The organism is Erwinia sp. L03-1 (assembly GCF_058686115.1).
In genome coordinates, this window is record NZ_CM178762.1 from 3806147 (window position 1) to 3824890 (window position 18744).

The window sequence follows — 18744 nt, forward strand, 5'->3', positions numbered from 1 at the left end:
CCGCCCGGCTAAGTGTTATCCTTCTCACACTTTCCTGCCCACAGCCTTTTCGTCCATGTCTGTGACGCATTCAGCCAGCGTAAGTCTGTGCTATTGCATAAATAATGCCTGCTAAGATTCAGACGGAGAAATATCCATGAATGGCACGGCGCTTTCAATCAAAGAGAAACTGGGATACGGGATGGGCGATGCTGGCTGTAATATGATCGGCGGCGCAATCATGCTGTTTCTTAACTATTTCTATACGGATGTTTTCGGGCTGGCACCGGCGCTGGTCGGGGTATTACTGCTGTCGGTCAGGGTGGTGGATGCGGTCACCGATCCCATAATGGGCGCTATTGCCGACCGTACGCAAAGCCGCTGGGGTCGCTTTCGCCCCTGGCTACTGTGGATATCGCTTCCCTACGTGCTGTTCAGCGTGCTGATGTTCACCACGCCGGACTGGACCTATGACAATAAGGTTATTTACGCTTTCGCCACCTATTTCCTGATGTCGCTCACCTATACCGCCATCAATATCCCCTACTGCTCCCTTGGCGGCGTCATCACCAACGATCCTGGTGAACGCGTCTCCTGCCAGTCGTGGCGATTTGTGATGGTCGGCGTGGCGACCCTGATCCTCTCCCTGACGCTGCTGCCGATGGCCGAATGGTTTGGCGGCGAAGATAAAGCGCGTGGCTATCAGATGGCGATGAGCGTGCTGGCGCTCATTGGCCTGTGCATGTTCTTATTCTGTTTCGCGACGGTACGCGAGCGCATTCGCCCGGCAGTGCCGAGCAACGACGATCTGCGGGCCGACCTGAGGGACGTTTGGAAAAACGACCAGTGGGTTCGCATTCTGCTGCTGACCTTTTGCAACGTCTGCCCCGGCTTTATCCGCATGGCGGCCACCATGTATTACGTCACCTGGGTTATGGGACAGAGTACGCACTTTGCTACGCTGTTTATCAGCCTCGGGGTAATCGGCATGATGATCGGCAGCACGCTGGCTAAAGTCCTTACGGACCGCTGGTGCAAGCTTAAGGTTTTTTTCTGGACCAACATCGTGCTGGCGATTTTCTCCAGCGGATTCTACTTCCTCGATCCGCAGGCTACCCTGCTGGTGGTGGTGATGTACTTTGTACTGAACATCCTGCATCAAATCCCTTCCCCACTGCACTGGTCGCTGATGGCTGACGTGGATGATTATGGCGAATGGAAAACCGGCAAGCGCATTACCGGCATCAGCTTTTCGGGAAACCTGTTCTTTCTTAAGGTTGGCCTGGCCGTGGCCGGTGCAATGGTCGGTTTCCTTCTTTCATGGTACGGCTACAGCGCTGGCGCCAAAGCCCAAAGCCCGGAAGCGCTCAACGGCATCGTACTGCTCTTCACGGTGATCCCAGGCGTGGGCTACCTTATTACTGCTGGCGTGGTCAGGTTATTGAAGGTTGACAGGAAAATGATGCAGCGTATCCAGCTTGAGCTGGAAAAACGCCGCCATAATTTTCAGGAACTCAACGATTACCGCGACGGTAAAGCCACGATTAAACCGGAAGGAACTGCATAATGACGCTAAACCGCTGGCCAAACCCGCTGATAGAACAGCGCGCCGACCCTTTTATTCTGCATGTCGATAACACCTGGTACTTTATCGCCTCGGTTCCCGAGTATGACCGGCTGGAGATCCGCCGCGCCAGCACGCTGACCGGGCTGGCCGACGCCGAACCGGTTGTGGTATGGCGCAAACATTCTCAGGGTCCAATGAGCGAGTTGATCTGGGCACCTGAGTTGCACCGAATTGATGGCACCTGGATTATCTACTTCGCGGCTGCACCGACCCGCACGATTAAGGACGGGCTGTTTCAGCACCGGATGTTCGCTCTGGCCTGTACGTCAGAGGATCCGCTCAGCGGGGAATGGCGCGAATGCGGTCAGATCAGGGTCCCGATCGACAGCTTTGCGCTGGATGCCACCCATTTCGTTTATCAGGGGAAAAACTGGTATCTGTGGGCACAGAAAGATCCGCATATTCCCGGCAACTCTAACCTCTATCTGGCGGAGCTGGATTCCCCCTGGTCAATCAAAGGCGAGCCGGTCATGCTGAGCAAGCCGGAGTATGACTGGGAGTGCAGAGGCTTCAGCGTAAACGAAGGACCGGCGGCCATTCGTCATGGCAACCGGCTATTTGTCAGTTACTCCGCCAGCGCCACCGATGAAAATTACTGTATGGGTCTGCTGTGGATCGACGCGGAGGCCGATCCCCTGATAGCCGCTAACTGGCAGAAATCGCCCATTCCGGTTTTCACCACCAGCTGGGAAAACCAGCAGTACGGGCCAGGCCACAACAGCTTTACCGTTTCCGAAACAGGCGAGGATCTGCTGGTTTATCACGCACGTAACTATACGGAAATTGAAGGCGACCCGCTTTACGATCCCAACCGCCATACGCGCATCAAAAGCTTCGGCTGGGAGAACGGGCTGCCGGTATTTGGCATTCCCCCTGCGGATGACACGTCAAACCAGCGTGCCGTAAATCGTTAGCAGCGCCACGACCACCACCACCACCAGCGATACCTTTTTGGCGAGGGATACCGCTACGCGAGGCGTTTCGACCTTATCATTGTGCGGATCGCGGGAAAGGGAGAACTGCGCCAGCCGCGTCAGTACCTGGTACTGGGACGTATGCCTGTCGGTCAGGGAGGCAAACCAGGCAGGTAGCGCGCGCTCCCCATGTCCTAACAGCGCATAGGCGACCCCGGCCAGGCGAACCGGTAGCCAGTCAACAACGTGGAGAATGGCATCTACGCCCGACTGGGATCGCTCCAGCGGCGAATGGTGGCGGGCCAGCCAGCTTTGCCAGGCGCGGAGAAACGCATAGCCGACCAGCAGCACCGGCCCCCAGGGGCCGCCTACTACAAACCAGAACAGCGGGGCCAGATAATAGCGAAAGTTAATCCACAGCAGCGCGTTCTGTAGCTCGCGCAGATATTCGCGTTCGTCACAATCAATCGGGATACCGTGAATGAGCGTCAGCTCTTCGGCCATCGCGTTATGTGCGGTGGTGTCATTGCGGCTGGCGGCTTTGAGGTAAGCATGATAATGCAGACGCACCGAACCGGCACCAATGCAGAGCAGCCCCACCGCTATCCAGAACAGCAGCTGCGGCACGCCAAAAAACAGCCCCTTCAGCCCCAGTAAACAGACGGCGGTAATCGCCATTGCAACCACGGTCATCAGCAGCGTTCGCAGCAGAGAAAAACGCTGCCGCCCGCGGAACAGCGCCGCAAGATAATGATCCAGCTGCCAGTGTTCGCCCATCTTGAAAATGCGCTCCCATCCCAGCACCAACAGCAAACTAAACAGCGTCATGCCCGTTACTCCTCCACAGGGAAATGTCTGGAACGCTTAACCTGCGTCGCATGGAATCTGGCCCAGTCAAACGCAGGACCGGGATCGGTTTTGCGCTCGGGTGCGATATCGCTGTGCCCGGTAATATTTTCAGCAATGGCCGGGTAGCGTTCAGTTAGCAGCGCCGTCACGGCCTGCAGTGACGCATACTGTGCGTCGGTATAGGGCTGCACGTCAGTTCCTTCCAGTTCAATGCCAATGGAGAAATCATTGCAGGCCTCCCGTCCCTGATAGCATGAGACCCCTGCATGCCAGGCGCGAAGGTGAAAGGGAACGTACTGCACGATCTCACCGTCCCGTCGGATCAGGCAGTGTGCCGACACCTTCAGTGCGGCAATCCCGGCAAAATAAGGATGTGCATCCGCATCAAGCGTACCGGTAAATAAGGCATCTATCCACGGGCCACCGAATTCCCCCGGCGGCAGGCTGATATTATGGATAACCAGCAGCGTTGGCGCCTCCTGGTCTGGCCGTTCATTGAAATGTGGCGAGGGAACCCGCTTCACTCCGGCGATCCAGCCCGCTTGCAGCTGCATACCTGACTCTCCTTTAATCCAGTAACGCCCAGATTAGCATGATTCTTTTTGCGAAAACCAACCTTCCGACACCGCGCACAACCGGCTTGAACTGAGACTGACTCTCTCAATGTATGGCAAACCTCTGCCTGGTGGTGGCTGGCAAGCCTGTAACAAACAGGCTAGCATGAGCACGACTTCCCCCCTGCATCTTCGGAGATTTATCATGACGACCCGTCGCTACGATCCTGACAGCCGCCGAGCCGAGCTGTTAAACCGCATTGAGGATGATATTCCCCCCGTTGTTGCGCAAGCCCTGCGCGAAGATTTGGGCGGTGAAGTGGATCCTGGCAGAGATATCACCGCCGGTTTACTGCCGGCCGCTGCCCAGTCCCACGCCGTGGTGATCACCCGCGAGCCGGGTATCTTCTGCGGCAAACGCTGGGTAGAAGAAGTCTTTATTCAGCTTGGTAATCAAACCCAAATCATCTGGCATGTAGCAGATGGCGATGCGATTCAGGCAAACCAGACGCTGTTCGAGGTCACCGGCCCTTCGGCGCTGATCCTGACCGCTGAGCGCACCGCGCTCAATTTTGTGCAGACGCTCTCTGGCGTCGCCACAGAGGTGAGCCGCTACGTGGCTATTCTTAAGGGCTCGCGCACCCAGCTATTGGACACCCGTAAAACGCTGCCCGGCCTGCGAACCGCACAGAAGTATGCGGTACAGTGCGGGGGCGGATCGAACCACCGGCTGGGGCTGTCCGATGCCTTCCTGATTAAAGAGAACCATATTATCGCCACCGGCTCGATTCGCGAGGCGATTGAAAAAGCGTTTTGGCTGCATCCTGACGTCCCTGTTGAGGTTGAAGTTGAGTCAATCGATGAGCTGAACCAGGCGATTGCGGCCGGTGCGGACATCGTAATGCTCGATAATTTCACCGTCGACCAAATGCGTGAAGCGGTTAAGCTGGCGGACGGCCGGACGCTGCTGGAGGTGTCCGGCAACGTCACCGATGAAACGCTTAAAGCCTTTGCCGATACCGGCGTGGATTTCATTTCGGTTGGCGCACTGACCAAGCATATCCGCTCCCTCGACCTCTCAATGCGTTTTCGTTAATACCCCTGCATTCTACCCCTCTTCGGGCCGCCGAAGAGGGGAGCGCCCTGTTTAATCTCCGCTTTGCGCGCTGCCTTCCCTTTTTTTTGAACCCTCATGTAACGTCGAAAACATATCCAGACCCGCTTTCAGAATCCAGGACCTTCAGGTAGTCAGTCTTTTTTGCAGGGATTACGCTTCCCTCCACACCACCGAAGGAGAGATGCAATGGAACAGCAACAAGGATTTACTCTGATAGAATTGATGATTGTCATCGCTATCGTCGCTATTTTAAGTGCCATCGGCATACCGGCTTATCAGAACTACCTGCAAAAAGCCGCGCTAACCGACATGCTGCAAACCGCCATGCCTTATAAAACCGCCGTCGAGCTGTGTGCGCTTGAACATGGCGGGCCCGTTAACTGTTCGGAGGGCGTTAATGGCGTGCCCGCGGGTAAAGGCTCGCGCTATGTTGCTAAAGTTGCGGTTCAGGCGGGTACAATCACCCTTACCGGACAGGAGAGCCTTTCCAGTCTGAACGTGGTAATGAGCCCACAGTGGCTGGAGTCCGAAGGGCTGATGAACTGGCGTCGCAGCTGCACCAGTCAGCAGTCAGCCCTCAAAGAAGCCTGTGAAAGCCTGTTCCGCTTCCATGATGAGGATGCGGGAGAGCTGAAATGACGGCGCTCTCTTCCCGCAGCGCCATTGAAGCCCTCTGTCGCCAGCATCAGGCGGTCATTTTAGCGCTGAGCGCCGAACGCCTGCACATCGCCGTCGCCGAAAATCCTTCGGTGGAGATGATGGAAGCCCTGCGTTTTGCCACCCATGCCGCTATTGAGGTTGAAAGCTGGCCTCCTGCGCGGCTGGACCAATATGTTCAGGCGCAGGAGTCCGGGATGCAGGATGAAAAATCGGCGCAGGCTGGCCCTGCTGATGCCGCCCCGGAACGTATCGATCAGCTCCTGCAGCTGGCGATTCAGCGGCGGGCATCCGATATTCACATTGAGCCACAGTCGCACCAAATCCGCATTCGCCTCAGGGTCGATGGCGTGCTGCAAAGTCTCCCCACCCACCCGACGGATGTGGGTGCATCGCTAATCGCGCGCCTGAAGATCCTTGCCGGTCTGGATATCGCCGAGCGTCGCATGCCTCAGGACGGGCAGTTTACCCTTGACCTGAATGACAGTGCCGAGTCATTCAGGCTCTCGACCCTGCCTACGCGATATGGTGAAAAAGCCGTGATCAGACTGCTCCAGGGGAGCCATCAGTCCGTGATGCTGGAAAATCTCGGTATGCCCGCAGCATCCCTGCGGCGTTTTCGCGAAATACTCTCGCGCCCGCAGGGGCTGATTCTGGTTACCGGCCCGACCGGAAGCGGCAAGACCTTCACGCTTTACAGTGGCCTGAGCTGGCTTAACCACCCTCAGCGGAATTTATGCAGCGTAGAAGATCCTATCGAAATCCCGCTGTCCGGCGTTAATCAGACGCAGATCCACCCCAGGGCTGGCCTCGATTTTGGCCGTATTTTGCGCGCCCTGCTGCGCCAGGATCCTGACGTTATTATGCTCGGAGAAATACGCGACGCTGAAACGGCAGAAATTGCTATTAAGGCAGCTCAGACGGGCCATCTGGTGTTGTCGACGCTGCACACGAACTCAACAACGGAAACGCTGACGCGGCTTGGTCAAATGGGCATTCCGGGCTATTTGGTGGCCTCCGCCCTCAAGCTGGTTATCGCACAACGGCTGGTGCGCCGTCTCTGCCCTCACTGCCGGGAACCCGCCGAAGCCGTAGGGCATTTCCCTCCGGCCATATGGCCGGGTACGGTGCGAAACTGGCGGGCAGTCGGGTGCGAACACTGTTGCTCCGGCTTCTATGGTCGCCTTGCGCTGTTTGAGCTTCTGCCTGTTTCAGCCCGCCTGCAGAACGCGATCGCAAATGAGCAGGGACCTGACGAGCTGGCTGCCATAGCAACACAACAGGGGATGAACTCGCTGTTTGTGGAAGGATTACACTGCGTTAATCGTGGAGAAACCACCCTGGAGGAGCTTAACCGCGTGGTAGGGCCGGAAAATGGCTGATCGACAGCTGTTTCGCTGGCAGGCACTGGATGAAGAGGGAAAAATGACGCGCGGCGCTTTCTTCTGTCACTCCAGACAGGAGGTGATGGACTTGCTGGTCGCAAAAAACTATCAGCCGTTCTGGCTCTCCTCCGGGCGTCGTTATCGTGCCAGAGACTGGAAGTGGCAGCATAAAACCAGCTTTTACCGGCAGCTTGCTACGCTGCTGAAAGCAGGGCTGACGCTGTCGGACAGCCTGAATCTGATTGCGGACGGCCATGCCGAGGCCGGGTGGTGCGCGCTGCTCGTCCATATACGGCAGCGCGTATCAGAAGGGATGCCCTTTTCGGACGTACTGGCGCTCTGGCCGGACGTGTTTCCCGCGCTCTGCCCTGCCCTGATGAAAGTGGGAGAGATGACCGGCCAGCTGGACGAGTGTTGTCTCCAGCTGGCACTGCAACAGGAGAGGCAACAGCAGCTGCAAAAAAAGGTGGCTAAGGCACTGCGCTATCCGCTGTTTATTCTTGCCGTTGCGCTGCTGGTCAGCCTGGGAATGCTGGTGTGGGTACTGCCTGAGTTCGTCTCCGTCTACCAGGCATTTGATGCGCCGCTGCCGGGGTTCACCGCTGCGGTAATCGCGCTTTCGGACTGGCTCCGACGTTTTGGGGCGCTGTTTATTCCCCTGCCCCTGTCAGGCGCGGCTTGCTGGAAGTGGTACAACCGCCGCTCGCCTGCCTTGCAGACGGGCTTTCAGCGGATCCTCCTGAAAATTCCGCTGACCGGCAGGCTCTATCGGGGCGGCCAGCTCAGCAAAATATTTACCATCCTGTCGCTCACCCAGCAGGCTGGTCTGACGCTACTGCAAAGCCTGCAGGCGGTGGAACACTCCCTGAATCACCGCCTCTGGCGCGAGGCTATCATCGGCATCCAACAGCATATCTCCTCAGGGCTGCCGCTCAATCAGGCATTACAGCAGCACGCTCTCTTCACTCCGCTCTGTTACCAGCTTATTAAGGTAGGCGAAGAAGCAGGATCGCTGGACAGCCTGTTGACCCGGCTGGCGGATTTTCATGAACAGTCGACTCAGGAGCTGGCAGATACGCTGGCTGCTTCACTTGAACCCCTGATGATGATCGTAACCGGCGCGATAGTAGGAACGCTGGTTATTGCCATGTATCTGCCCGTGTTTAATCTCGGGGATGCGTTGGGATAGTACAGAGCCTGAATAAGTGTGGGTGTGGAGCGTCTGGAGTGAGGCATATACTGTGGGGTGTAAGGCATGGAGCATGAGGCATGAGGCATGAGGCATGAGGCATGAGGCATGAGGCATGAGGCATGAGGCATGAGGAGAGTGAACGTAAAATACGGCTAAAGCAAGCAGATAAGGCACATTCCCGCCGCCGTCGGTGGCGGGAATGTCAGACAGGCCAGAGGTAACGGCTATATCAGCAGTGGCTGGATTGCCCACCAGATTTAGCGGTTAAACACCTGGTTTTCCTGCTCGGCGACGCGGATAAAGGTCGTGCGCTTAGTCAGCTCCTTCAGACGTTCAGCCCCTACATAGGTACAGGCGGAGCGCAGCCCCCCCAGGATATCCCGGGCGGTGTACTCAACCGGGCCTCGCACCGGGAGCCTGACGGTTTTACCCTCTGCTGCGCGGTAACCCGCCACGCCGCCAACGTGGCGTTTCATCGCCGACTCGGAGCTCATGCCGTAGAACAGCATAAACTGCTCGCCATTCTCTTCGACAACCGTGCCTTCGCACTCATCGTGCGCGGCCAGCATGCCACCGAGCATCACAAAATCGGCTCCGCCGCCAAACGCCTTAGCGACGTCTCCAGGAACGGAACAGCCGCCATCGCTGACGATCTGGCCACCCAGGCCGTGTGCTGCATCCGCACACTCAATCACGGCGGAGAGTTGAGGATAACCCACACCCGTTTTGACCCGCGTGGTACAGACGGACCCCGGCCCGATGCCCACCTTGACGATATCCGCACCGGAGAGGATAAGCTCCTCAACCATTTCACCGGTGACGACGTTACCCGCACAGATAGTTTTGTCCGGACAGGCTTCACGCGCACGCTTCAGGAACTCAACAAAATGTTCTGAGTAGCCGTTCGCGACATCAATACAGATAAAGTTCAGCAGCGGTGAAAGCGCCAGAATCTGCTGTAGCTTGAGGAAATCCGCATCAGAGGTGCCTGTTGATACCATCACATGGCGCAGTACGTTATCAGGCACGCGAGAGACAAACGCCTGCCACTGCTCCACGCTATAATGCTTATGAACCGCGGTCAGAACGTCAAAGGATGCCAGCGCTTCCGCCATGCTGAAGGTGCCAACGGTATCCATATTCGCAGCGATGATCGGCACGCCTGACCAGGCAACACCGGAATGTTTAAAGGTAAACTGACGGGTTAGCTCGACCTGAGAGCGGCTTTTGAGGGTGGAACGTTTAGGACGGATCAGCACATCCTTAAAGCCTAACTTGATATCTTCTTCAATACGCATGAGATGTTTCCTGGTTGATGGCGCAATCTGTCGATTGGGTGCTGCTACCAGCTCCAGTGACGCTATCATACGCGCTAAAAACGCCACGACAAGACTGCGAAAACAGCTTTATTTACGCTACAATCCCCTAAATTTATCCAAAACCCCGTCATGTGATCCGTGCCGCAGTTTTGGCCCGGCGTCGCGTGGAATGTCTAACGCATTAGCAACCCGCGTCGCTGAAGCCATGAGAGGTAAGCCTTATGCGCTATACTGTTGCCCTTACCGGTGGGATTGGCAGTGGCAAATCGACCGTTGCCAATGCGTTTGCCGCCAGGGGAGTGGATATCGTGGATGCCGACGTCATTGCCCGGCAGGTCGTCGAACCCGGACAGGCAGCACTGGGGGCCATCCAGCAGAAATTTGGTGGTGAAGTGATTCAGGGGGACGGTTCACTTAACCGTGCCGCGCTGCGCGAACGTATTTTCAGCACACCCGGTGATAAAGCCTGGCTTAACGCGCTGCTGCACCCGCTTATTCAGGCTGAGACCCGCCGCCAGCTTGGTGAGGTTCAGTCAGAATGGTGCCTGTGGGTGGTACCGCTTCTGGTCGAAAATAATTTGCAGCACCTGGCAAACCGGGTGCTGGTTGTGGACGTCGATCGCGACACTCAGCTTGCACGCACCATACACAGAGACGGGATTACCCGTGAACAGGCTGAACATATTCTTGCTGCTCAGGCGACTCGCGAAATGCGGCTTGCCGTGGCAGATGACATTATAGATAACGGCGGTTCGCCCGATGCAGTGGCCGCCCGCGTTGCCCTTCTCGATCGGCGCTACAGGCAGCTGGCACAGGCAACACACCAGGATTAACAGTATGAGCACAACCGTTTTATTTGAGTATCCGTTAAACGAAAAAATGCGCACGTGGCTGCGTATAGAGTTTCTCATCCAGCAGCTGGAGCAAAGCCAGACCATTACCGATCATCATGGCGCGCTGACGTTCTTTCGCAATGCGTCGGAGCTGCTGGACGTCTTTGAGCGCGGAGAGCTGCGCACCGAAATCATCAAGGAGCTGGAAAAGCAGCAGCAAAAGCTACAGGCCTGGGCCGACGTTCCCGGCGTTGATATGGAGCGGGTTAATGCGCTGCGCGAGCGTCTGAAGATGCGGTCAACCGTGCTGATGGCTGCGCCGCGGATGGGCCAGCTGCTGCGCGACGACCGGCTTATCGGTTTGATTCGCCAACGCCAGAGCATACCGGGCGGCTGCTGTAGCTTCGATCTTCCTACTCTGCATATCTGGCTGCACCTGGAACAACCTGTACGTGATGCTCAGGTCGGGATATGGATGGCGTCGCTGAGTCCGATCCGCGATGCGCTCATGCTCATACTCGATCTGATTCGTCAGTCGGGAAGTTTCCGTAATCAAACCAGCCTGAACGGTTTTTACCAGGATAACGCGGAAGGCGCTGAACTGCTGCGCCTGCAGCTGGCGTTAGAGGAGTCGCTCTATCCTCAGGTTTCCGGCCATAAAAGTCGTTTCGCCATCCGCTTCCTGCCGCTCGACAGTGAAAATGGCGAAGTCCCGGCACGGCTCGATTTTGAACTCGCCTGTTGTTGAGGTTCTGACAAATGAATAAAGATGAAGTTATCAGCGTTAACTGCCCAACCTGTGCCAAAGAGGTGATCTGGGACGAATTAAGCCCGTGGCGCCCCTTCTGCAGCAAGCGCTGCCAGCTCATTGATCTGGGTGAATGGGCGGCAGAAGAGAAACGTATCGCCAGCGGCGGTGGTATCTCCGAAAGTGAAGACTGGAGCGAAGACTCGCTTCCACCGTATGAGCATTAAGGGCCGAAAACCCAAAGTTTTCTCTTAAGGCACGTGATTACCGACGAGATTATTCAGCCTGCTGAATAGCCTCCGCCTGCAGGCGGGCAACAATGGGTTTATTGGCAGGCGGAAATTCATCTGCCTGTAATTCCTCTGCTGCCAGCCAGCGGAAAGGTTGTCCTTCACGGCCATAAGGGGTTCCCTGCCACCGCTCGACAATATAAAAATGCAGAGTGACATGCAGATTGTTGTCCGCATGAACGGCAGTATCATAGGCAGTAGCATTTTCCACGCAGATACCCGTTTCTTCCTGCAGTTCACGACTTAGTGCCTGTTCAGGCGTCTCGCCCACCTCTATTTTCCCTCCAGGAAACTCCCACATATTGGCCATGTGTGAATCCGCTGAACGCTGAGCAATAAATATCATGCCGGCCTTATCTTTAATAATTCCAACAACAACCTGTAAATATTTCATCTTCACTCCCCCTCAATTTAACTCATACATAAAGGATAACCCATTACTTTCATCACCACCACTTCTTAACATTCTGCTCAATTAAGAAAATAGATTGAAATCCTTACTTAACCTCTCAATATCCTTCGAAAAAAAATTATTCAAGATGCTTCACAGGGTAGCTTAAGTAAAGCTTAAGGCGATTATCATTGCCAGGCATCATTAAAAAAAGTAAAAATATTTCTGCATCAAGTTTAAAAAAAAGAGTCAATGAATACTACAGCCCTGATCCTGCTTCTTCAACCAGCAATCTGTCGTTGTATAAATTCCTAAACAGCACTTCAAATTTCTTTAAATTTAATCTCTGGATATGTCTGTATGCATTTAATTAAATCACGAAAAATGATATTAGCTATATTTATATCAGCAACCTCATCTCATATGAGTGCCCACGCAAGTTTTGGAACGAGCGAGATAAAAGAATCAAATTATATTATTATGGCCGACCCACAGGCATGGCGAATGGGCCAGGGTTCCGGCTCCCCCGATCCTAATAGTTCAAATACAGCACCAACGTGGGAAAACTTTAATCACAATGTTGTTTATGGTATTAATACGCTATCGGCAACGGTAAGGCCTGAATTCGGAATCATCAATGGTGACATTACAGAGTTTGGTCGTAAGAACCAGCTTAGCTCCTTTCGCAAGGTTTATAATCGCTTAGGATTCCCCTTTTATCTTGGTCTGGGGAATCATGATTATGAAAGGAATTATAATGACTGCCGTGGGCCGAGTGACGCGTGGCTTAATCCTAATGAGTGTGCTCACTTTATGGCGGATACCATAAAACGTGAACAGGATAATTACACCAAAAAACTGAAAAATTTTAGCCGGGATCTTGTAAATTTTGACAGCTTAACCACTTATGGCAGTCTTGCCTACTCATGGGACTCAAGTGGCAACTCCAGGACCCTTAACCATTTCGTCCAGCTCCATCTCGCACCAAACTATGGCATCTGGCTAAACGATTTATTCAATACAAATGTTATTAACGTTACTAAATCTTTTACCTGGCTACGTCGTGATTTGGAGCTGGCCCGGAACCGTGGCGTAGACAATATATTTATCAATTTCCATGCGCTGGAGTGGATTGATAAGGCTTCTAATCATGAAAAAGCGATGCTAAAAGCCATGATGAAGGAATATAAGGTTTCTGCCATATTTGTCGGCCATACGCATTCCCCCAAAGTTCAAAAGCACAGCGTTTTTGGCGATATCCCTGTTTATACTACGGGCGCATTATATGCAGGCTATTTCGATGTGCTTAACGCATCACGTACAGAGTTTCAGGTTACCTCCTATAAAGTAGAAAACAGAGTAGCTAAAGAATACGTTAAGCGTCAAAAAATGGCCGTACCTGCAGCGCCTGAAAAATGTTATTTCCCGAGCCAAAAAGTGCCCGTAGGTAAAATTGTTAAAACCACTTTTCTCGGCGATAAAACTAAAGTCTATTATCTGAAACAGCTTGCTACAGGTAATGCACTGGACGCTAATGCTAAGGGCGAGGTATACACCAATTCACTGGAAACCTTTAATCCATGGCAACGCTGGCGGATAGAACGTCTCTATATAGATCAGACCGGGGATCACTATTTCAGGATTATTCATCATAAAACTGGAAGAATTTTAGATGGCTCAGCAAATGGCGACATCTATACTAAATGGTGGAACCAGGGAGCCTATCAGTACTGGCGGATAGACAAATTCGACAATGGCAGTAAAGTTCAGTTAGTCAGTATGGGTACCGGGAAAATGTTAGATGCAAATCGCTCACGAAAAGTAAACGGATCATACCGTCCTTTGGATTTGCAGAATAGTTACCAGACCTGGCAGATAACCGATGACAGAGGCAATTTTCTGGAAAACGTACGCTACTTCAAGGCAGCGAGGAGTGATTCGTGGAGCAATAAAAATTTCCCTAGTGGTAAACAAAGTAACAGTTACTGGACATATGTTGGCGAACGTTCATTAACGGAAGCGGCTCCCTGCATGTAGCTGCCCAGGCCGGTGTATAAAAGAAAAAAATGGCACCCACCTGAAGGCTGGGTGCCACTTTATTCACTCAGGATCAGGCAAGACGGCCATGACACTGTTTGTATTTTTTACCCGATCCGCACGGGCAAAGATCGTTACGCCCTACTTTGCGGTCACCGGTCTGATCGGCCAGTTCAATCGCAGCCTCGGTTTCGGTTTCAACGTGGCTTAACTGCTGCTGCTGAGCAAGACGCTCAGCTTCTTCACGGCGCTGCTCCTCCATCGCTTCCACTTCCTCTGGCATGCGTACCTGAACCTTGCAGAGGGTGCTGATCACTTCATATTTCAGTGACTCCAGCATCGCGGCAAACATCGCAAAGGATTCGCGCTTGTACTCCTGCTTAGGATCCTTCTGGGCGTAGCCACGCAGATGAATACCCTGACGCAGATAGTCCATCGCGGCCAGATGCTCTTTCCACAGGGAATCCAGCGTCTGCAACATCACCCCTTTTTCAAAGCTGCGCATCATTTCAAGACCGACAACCTCTTCTTTCAGCAGGTACTGCGCTTTAGCCTGTTCCATGATCCGTTCGCGCAGGGTCTCTTCATGCAGCTCAGGCTCTTTATCCAGCCACTCTGCCACCGGCATATGCAGGTCGAAGTCATTTTTCAGACGCTCTTCCAGACCGGTAACGTCCCACATCTCTTCAAGCGACTGAGGGGGAATAAAGGTGTCGATGGTGGTTTTAAAGACATCGTCACGGATGCTGGCGATGGTTTCAGACACGTCGGACACGTCCAGCAGTTCGTTACGCTGGCTGTAGATAGCCCGACGCTGATCGTTGGCGACATCATCATATTCCAGCAGCTGCTTACGGATGTCGAAGTTGCGGCTTTCCACCTTGCGCTGGGCATTAGCAATCGCTTTGGTTACCCAGGGATGTTCAATCGCTTCACCAGGCTTCATACCCAGCTTACGCATCATATTCGTTACGCGATCCGAGGCGAAAATACGCATCAGCGCATCTTCCATGGACAGATAGAAGCGGGACGAACCGTTGTCCCCCTGACGACCTGAACGACCGCGTAGCTGATTATCAATACGGCGCGATTCGTGGCGCTCGGTACCGATAATATGCAGACCGCCGGAGGCCAGCACCGCATCGTGACGGATCTTCCAGGCAGATTTGATCGCGTCAATCTGTTCGGCGGTGGGATCGGTCAGTTCAGCAATCTCGGCCTGCCAGCTGCCGCCCAGCACGATATCCGTACCACGGCCTGCCATGTTGGTTGCAATCGTCACCGCACCCGGCTGCCCGGCCTGCGCCACGATATCTGCCTCGCGGGCGTGGAATTTGGCGTTCAGAACGGCATGTTGAATACCGGCCCGCGACAGTTCCTCCGACACCACTTCTGATTTTTCGATAGAAATGGTACCGACCAGCACCGGCTGGCCGTTAGCGGTACGCTCACGGATATCCTCGATGATGGCATCAATTTTCTCTTTCTCGGTCATATAGACCAGATCCGGCAGATCCTTACGTACCATCGGACGGTTGGTTGGAACGACGATGGTTTCCAGCTTATAGATCGAGCTGAACTCGAAGGCTTCGGTATCTGCCGTACCGGTCATACCGGCCAGCTTGTTATACAGACGGAAGTAGTTCTGGAAGGTGATCGAGGCCAGCGTCTGGTTCTCATTCTGGATGTCGACGCTTTCTTTCGCTTCGATAGCCTGATGAAGCCCATCGGACCAGCGGCGGCCCTGCATCGTACGACCAGTATGTTCATCGACAATGATGACTTCGCCATCTTTTACAATGTAATCCACGTCGCGGGTAAACAGTACGTGCGCGCGCAGCGCAGCCGTTACGTGGTGCATCATCATGATATTGCCCGGCGAATAAAGCGATTCGCCCTCCTGCATGATGCCTTCGCTGACCATCAGCTCTTCAATCGCCACCAGACCGCGCTCGGTGAGATGCACCTGGCGGGATTTCTCGTCCACCGAGAAGTGACCTTCACCCTGGAAGCTGTCTGAATCCTCTTTTTCCTGACGGATCAGGTTAGGAATAATTTTATTCACTCTGATGTAAAGCTCAGAGCTGTCCTCTGCCGGTCCGGAGATGATCAGCGGCGTACGCGCTTCATCGATCAGGATGGAGTCAACCTCATCCACCAGCGCATAGTTCAGCTTACGCTGTACGCGGTCTTCGGGGCTGAACGCCATGTTGTCGCGCAGATAGTCAAAGCCGTATTCGTTATTGGTGCCGTAGGTGATATCGGCCGCATAGGCTTCACGCTTGGCGGGTGCAGGCATACCCGGCAGGTTGATGCCGATGCTCAGACCGAGGAATTCAAACAGCGCACGGTTATTTTCGGCGTCACGCTGGGCCAGATAGTCGTTCACGGTGACCACGTGTACGCCTTCACCGCCCAGGGCATTGAGGTAAGCCGGCAGCGTTGCTGTCAGGGTTTTACCCTCACCGGTACGCATTTCAGCGATGCAGCGATTGTTCAGCACCATGCCGCCCAGCAGCTGGACGTCAAAGTGACGCATGCCAAACACGCGCTTACTGGCCTCACGCACGGTGGCGAAGGCTTCCGGGATCAGATTCTCCAGCACTTCGCCCTTTGCCAGACGGGCCCGGAACTCAACGGTTTTCGCTTTCAGCTCGTCGTCAGACAGCTTTTCGAAATCAGGCTCCATTTTGCTGATTTGCTCAACGACTTTACGCATGCGGCGCAGGGTACGATCGTTGCTGCTACCAAAAACCTTGGTCAATAATTTGATTAACATAATAAATAATTTCTCTCAGCCACCGCGATCTGCGGTTTAGCATTTAGCTTTTAATGTAATGGGTATGCGTCAGATATCAGGCGAGAGAAGCGGGTCCGGCACGAATACCCTGTACGCGCGACAGCCAGAGGCCGGGATGATAGCCGGGCGCGGAGGGCAGGACTGGCCGCGCCATCTGCCGGATAATAACCGGTGGCCGGGCCTCATGCGTCAGTAGCGCATTAAGCGTATCCAGCAGCGCCAGCTTGTGGACCTCAAGCGGCAATACCTGCTCGGTAGCAGGGAGACTGGCTGGCGTCAGCGTGAAGGAGAGATGGCGAATAACGGTACGAATGGCGTGCTGATGCCAGTAGTCGACGTTAAAATTTGTGCGGCGAACGCTCTCCTGGAGCAGCGCGAGAGGGTTACCGCGCACCCCGTTGCTGATATTCAGGCTTCTGGAAGAGGATTCTGATAAAGTTGTACGATCGCAGGCTGACGCGTGAGGCAGGCCAAGGCTTGCCGCGACCATCCCCAACAGGAGATGCGGCCAGAAGTAACGTCTGCCAAATTGTCGCCAACAATTTAAAATACCGATCACTGTTTTCCGCCGGAGCCCGCTATGCGTGATAGTCGCCCGCAATCAATTGAACATTTACTCGATGCCACCGAAGGTCAGGGGGTGCTGCAATCCATTCAGCAGCGTGCTATCGCCCTGAACAAACTGAATAGCGCAGTACGGGGTGTTCTTCCCGCTCAGCTTCATCCCTGGTGCCGCGTGGCGAACTTTCGCCAGGGCATTCTGGTGCTCGAAACGGCTAACGCCAGCTGGATGATGCGTCTTCGCTATGAACAATCCAGCCTGCTGTCAGCTTTACGTGCGCAAATATTACCATCATTGACCGCAATCGACATCAGGATAAATCCATCACTGGCGGCAAAAGGACAGGAAAGCGTACAGGAAAACAGCAGTCGGGCGGTAAAAGAAGAAAAAACGGGTGGGCGTGAGCTGAGTCAACAGAGCGCAGAAATCTTAAGGGGGGTGGCGAGCCGTAGCCCGGAGAAACTGAAAAGGATTATAGAACGACTGGCCTCACTAGCCGGAGAGAGTACCAGCTCAACCAGTCGTAATAAGTAGCCTGGCGCTAGGCCAGAACCAGGTTTGGCGCTCTGAAGGTTACCGGCAGTTCGGCTTCATCTTCAAAGGTGGCCCATTCCCAGGCTTCCTGCTTAGCCAGAACGGCCTGCAGCAGCTTGTTGTTCAGCGCATGGCCCGATTTGAAGGCGGTAAACGCGCCGATAATGTTGTGACCACACATATACAGGTCGCCGATGGCGTCCAGCATTTTATGACGCACAAATTCGTCCTCAAAGCGTAAGCCGTCTTCGTTCAGTACGCGGTAGTCATCCACCACGATGGCACAGTCAAAGCTGCCGCCCAGGCACAGGCCACGGGACTGCAATGCTTCAATGTCGCGCATAAATCCGAAGGTACGCGCGCGACTGATTTGACGGGCAAAGGCTTCAGCAGAGAAGTCCATGCTGTAGCGCTGTGAGCTGGAATCGATCGCCGGATGGTTAAAGTCGATAGTGAAATCCAACGTGAAACCATTGTGTGGCCTGAATTCGGCCCACTTGTCGCCATCTTCAACCCGGACAGGCTGTCTGATACGCACGAATTTCTTCGCACTGTTCAGCTCTTCAATGCCAGCGTCCATCAGCAGATAAACAAAGGGGGCGGCGCTGCCATCCATAATAGGAATTTCAGGCGCGTTCACTTCCACCACGATGTTATCAATACCCAGGCCAGCCAGTGCGGCATTAAGGTGCTCGACCGTTGAAATACGTACGTCATGCTCATTAACCAGGCAAGTACAGAGCATGGTATCACGCACGGATTTAGCATCAGCCGGGAAATCAACCGGTGGATTCAAGTCAGTGCGGCGATAGATGACCCCGGTATTGGCCGGCGCAGGGCGTAACGTCAGGGTGACTTTCTTGCCGGTATGTAAACCAACACCCGTCGCCTGAACGATACGTTTTAATGTCCGTTGTTTGATCATCGCTTTATCTCGCAAAAATTACTCATCCGAC

General features: G+C 54.2%; 18 protein-coding genes. 11 read left to right on the forward strand and 7 right to left on the reverse strand.

The features are described 5' to 3' along the window. Window positions 1-136: 136 nt before the first annotated feature. On the forward strand, window positions 137-1546 hold the full coding sequence (locus AC4PCC_RS17555; RefSeq protein WP_067706725.1) for a glycoside-pentoside-hexuronide (GPH):cation symporter: 1410 nt from the start codon (window positions 137-139) through the stop codon (window positions 1544-1546). Further along, complete coding sequence (locus AC4PCC_RS17560) at window positions 1546-2520, forward strand: glycoside hydrolase family 43 protein (RefSeq protein WP_492125373.1); 975 nt, start codon at window positions 1546-1548, stop codon at window positions 2518-2520. The genes AC4PCC_RS17555 and AC4PCC_RS17560 overlap by 1 nt, the downstream gene beginning before the upstream one ends. Here AC4PCC_RS17560 and ampE read toward each other — a convergent pair. Next, a complete protein-coding gene (ampE, locus tag AC4PCC_RS17565; protein WP_492125374.1) occupies window positions 2494-3348 on the reverse strand; it encodes a beta-lactamase regulator AmpE in 855 nt (284 codons plus the stop codon). The genes AC4PCC_RS17560 and ampE overlap by 27 nt on opposite strands. A gap of 5 nt (window positions 3349-3353) precedes the next feature. Next, complete coding sequence (ampD, locus tag AC4PCC_RS17570; protein ID WP_492125375.1) at window positions 3354-3923, reverse strand: 1,6-anhydro-N-acetylmuramyl-L-alanine amidase AmpD; 570 nt, start codon at window positions 3921-3923, stop codon at window positions 3354-3356. 205 nt (window positions 3924-4128) lie between these two features. On the opposite strand from ampD, the gene nadC reads away from it, so the two are divergent. The 4 genes from nadC (at window position 4129) to hofC (ending at window position 8271) form a co-directional block, all read left to right on the forward strand. Next, window positions 4129-5019 (forward strand): carboxylating nicotinate-nucleotide diphosphorylase, encoded by an 891-nt coding sequence (gene nadC / locus AC4PCC_RS17575; RefSeq protein WP_492125376.1) that lies wholly within the window; start codon window positions 4129-4131, stop codon window positions 5017-5019. A gap of 207 nt (window positions 5020-5226) precedes the next feature. Then, the gene (gene ppdD, locus AC4PCC_RS17580; RefSeq protein WP_492125377.1) at window positions 5227-5679 is read left to right on the forward strand and encodes a prepilin peptidase-dependent pilin; all 453 of its coding nucleotides are present in this window, start codon (window positions 5227-5229) and stop codon (window positions 5677-5679) included. Beyond that, entirely contained in the window at window positions 5676-7079 is a 1404-nt protein-coding gene (gene gspE, locus AC4PCC_RS17585; protein ID WP_492125378.1) for a type II secretion system protein GspE, read from the forward strand. The genes ppdD and gspE overlap by 4 nt, the downstream gene beginning before the upstream one ends. Continuing rightward, the gene (gene hofC / locus AC4PCC_RS17590; RefSeq protein WP_492125379.1) at window positions 7072-8271 is read left to right on the forward strand and encodes a protein transport protein HofC; all 1200 of its coding nucleotides are present in this window, start codon (window positions 7072-7074) and stop codon (window positions 8269-8271) included. Before gspE ends, hofC begins: the two co-directional genes overlap by 8 nt. 260 nt (window positions 8272-8531) lie before the next feature. Here hofC and AC4PCC_RS17595 read toward each other — a convergent pair whose 3' ends face one another. Next, a complete protein-coding gene (locus AC4PCC_RS17595; protein WP_067706752.1) occupies window positions 8532-9572 on the reverse strand; it encodes a GMP reductase in 1041 nt (346 codons plus the stop codon). Window positions 9573-9814: 242 nt separating this feature from the next. Between AC4PCC_RS17595 and coaE the strand changes: the two genes are divergently transcribed. Genes coaE through yacG form a run of 3 tightly spaced genes read left to right on the forward strand, consistent with a single transcriptional unit; the run spans window position 9815 to window position 11401 of the window. Then, entirely contained in the window at window positions 9815-10426 is a 612-nt protein-coding gene (coaE, locus tag AC4PCC_RS17600) for a dephospho-CoA kinase (RefSeq protein WP_492125380.1), read from the forward strand. Window positions 10427-10430: 4 nt separating this feature from the next. Then, complete coding sequence (zapD, locus tag AC4PCC_RS17605) at window positions 10431-11174, forward strand: cell division protein ZapD (RefSeq protein WP_345830522.1); 744 nt, start codon at window positions 10431-10433, stop codon at window positions 11172-11174. An 11-nt stretch (window positions 11175-11185) separates the two neighbouring features. Continuing rightward, the gene (gene yacG, locus AC4PCC_RS17610; RefSeq protein WP_416249760.1) at window positions 11186-11401 is read left to right on the forward strand and encodes a DNA gyrase inhibitor YacG; all 216 of its coding nucleotides are present in this window, start codon (window positions 11186-11188) and stop codon (window positions 11399-11401) included. Between the two features lie 49 nt (window positions 11402-11450). Here yacG and mutT read toward each other — a convergent pair whose 3' ends face one another. Next, window positions 11451-11858 (reverse strand): 8-oxo-dGTP diphosphatase MutT, encoded by a 408-nt coding sequence (mutT, locus tag AC4PCC_RS17615; RefSeq protein WP_492125381.1) that lies wholly within the window; start codon window positions 11856-11858, stop codon window positions 11451-11453. 357 nt (window positions 11859-12215) lie between these two features. Between mutT and AC4PCC_RS17620 the strand changes: the two genes are divergently transcribed. Next, the gene (locus tag AC4PCC_RS17620) at window positions 12216-13892 is read left to right on the forward strand and encodes an RICIN domain-containing protein (RefSeq protein ID WP_492125382.1); all 1677 of its coding nucleotides are present in this window, start codon (window positions 12216-12218) and stop codon (window positions 13890-13892) included. Window positions 13893-13965: 73 nt separating this feature from the next. Here the strand turns inward: AC4PCC_RS17620 and secA are convergent, their stop codons facing one another. Both secA and secM read right to left on the reverse strand, forming a co-directional pair. Beyond that, entirely contained in the window at window positions 13966-16671 is a 2706-nt protein-coding gene (gene secA, locus AC4PCC_RS17625; RefSeq protein WP_492125383.1) for a preprotein translocase subunit SecA, read from the reverse strand. 76 nt (window positions 16672-16747) lie between these two features. Then, a complete protein-coding gene (gene secM, locus AC4PCC_RS17630; RefSeq protein WP_492125384.1) occupies window positions 16748-17251 on the reverse strand; it encodes a secA translation cis-regulator SecM in 504 nt (167 codons plus the stop codon). A gap of 21 nt (window positions 17252-17272) precedes the next feature. On the opposite strand from secM, the gene AC4PCC_RS17635 reads away from it, so the two are divergent. Continuing rightward, a complete protein-coding gene (locus tag AC4PCC_RS17635; RefSeq protein WP_492125385.1) occupies window positions 17273-17788 on the forward strand; it encodes a DUF721 domain-containing protein in 516 nt (171 codons plus the stop codon). Window positions 17789-17795: 7 nt separating this feature from the next. On the opposite strand, the gene lpxC is transcribed toward AC4PCC_RS17635, so the two are convergent. Next, a complete protein-coding gene (lpxC, locus tag AC4PCC_RS17640; RefSeq protein ID WP_067706779.1) occupies window positions 17796-18713 on the reverse strand; it encodes a UDP-3-O-acyl-N-acetylglucosamine deacetylase in 918 nt (305 codons plus the stop codon). Window positions 18714-18744: the final 31 nt, after the last annotated feature.

Excerpts from the sequence above, each read along its gene's own strand:
- AC4PCC_RS17555 (WP_067706725.1), top strand. The coding sequence starts at position 137 with ATGAATGGCACGGCGCTTTCAATCAAAGAGAAACTGGGATACGGGATG.
- AC4PCC_RS17560 (WP_492125373.1), top strand. The coding sequence starts at position 1,546 with ATGACGCTAAACCGCTGGCCAAACCCGCTGATAGAACAGCGCGCCGAC.
- ampE (WP_492125374.1), bottom strand. The coding sequence starts at position 3,348 with ATGACGCTGTTTAGTTTGCTGTTGGTGCTGGGATGGGAGCGCATTTTC.
- ampD (WP_492125375.1), bottom strand. The coding sequence starts at position 3,923 with ATGCAGCTGCAAGCGGGCTGGATCGCCGGAGTGAAGCGGGTTCCCTCG.
- nadC (WP_492125376.1), top strand. The coding sequence starts at position 4,129 with ATGACGACCCGTCGCTACGATCCTGACAGCCGCCGAGCCGAGCTGTTA.
- ppdD (WP_492125377.1), top strand. The coding sequence starts at position 5,227 with ATGGAACAGCAACAAGGATTTACTCTGATAGAATTGATGATTGTCATC.
- gspE (WP_492125378.1), top strand. The coding sequence starts at position 5,676 with ATGACGGCGCTCTCTTCCCGCAGCGCCATTGAAGCCCTCTGTCGCCAG.
- hofC (WP_492125379.1), top strand. The coding sequence starts at position 7,072 with ATGGCTGATCGACAGCTGTTTCGCTGGCAGGCACTGGATGAAGAGGGA.
- AC4PCC_RS17595 (WP_067706752.1), bottom strand. The coding sequence starts at position 9,572 with ATGCGTATTGAAGAAGATATCAAGTTAGGCTTTAAGGATGTGCTGATC.
- coaE (WP_492125380.1), top strand. The coding sequence starts at position 9,815 with ATGCGCTATACTGTTGCCCTTACCGGTGGGATTGGCAGTGGCAAATCG.
- zapD (WP_345830522.1), top strand. The coding sequence starts at position 10,431 with ATGAGCACAACCGTTTTATTTGAGTATCCGTTAAACGAAAAAATGCGC.
- yacG (WP_416249760.1), top strand. The coding sequence starts at position 11,186 with ATGAATAAAGATGAAGTTATCAGCGTTAACTGCCCAACCTGTGCCAAA.
- mutT (WP_492125381.1), bottom strand. The coding sequence starts at position 11,858 with ATGAAATATTTACAGGTTGTTGTTGGAATTATTAAAGATAAGGCCGGC.
- AC4PCC_RS17620 (WP_492125382.1), top strand. The coding sequence starts at position 12,216 with ATGCATTTAATTAAATCACGAAAAATGATATTAGCTATATTTATATCA.
- secA (WP_492125383.1), bottom strand. The coding sequence starts at position 16,671 with ATGTTAATCAAATTATTGACCAAGGTTTTTGGTAGCAGCAACGATCGT.
- AC4PCC_RS17635 (WP_492125385.1), top strand. The coding sequence starts at position 17,273 with ATGCGTGATAGTCGCCCGCAATCAATTGAACATTTACTCGATGCCACC.
- lpxC (WP_067706779.1), bottom strand. The coding sequence starts at position 18,713 with ATGATCAAACAACGGACATTAAAACGTATCGTTCAGGCGACGGGTGTT.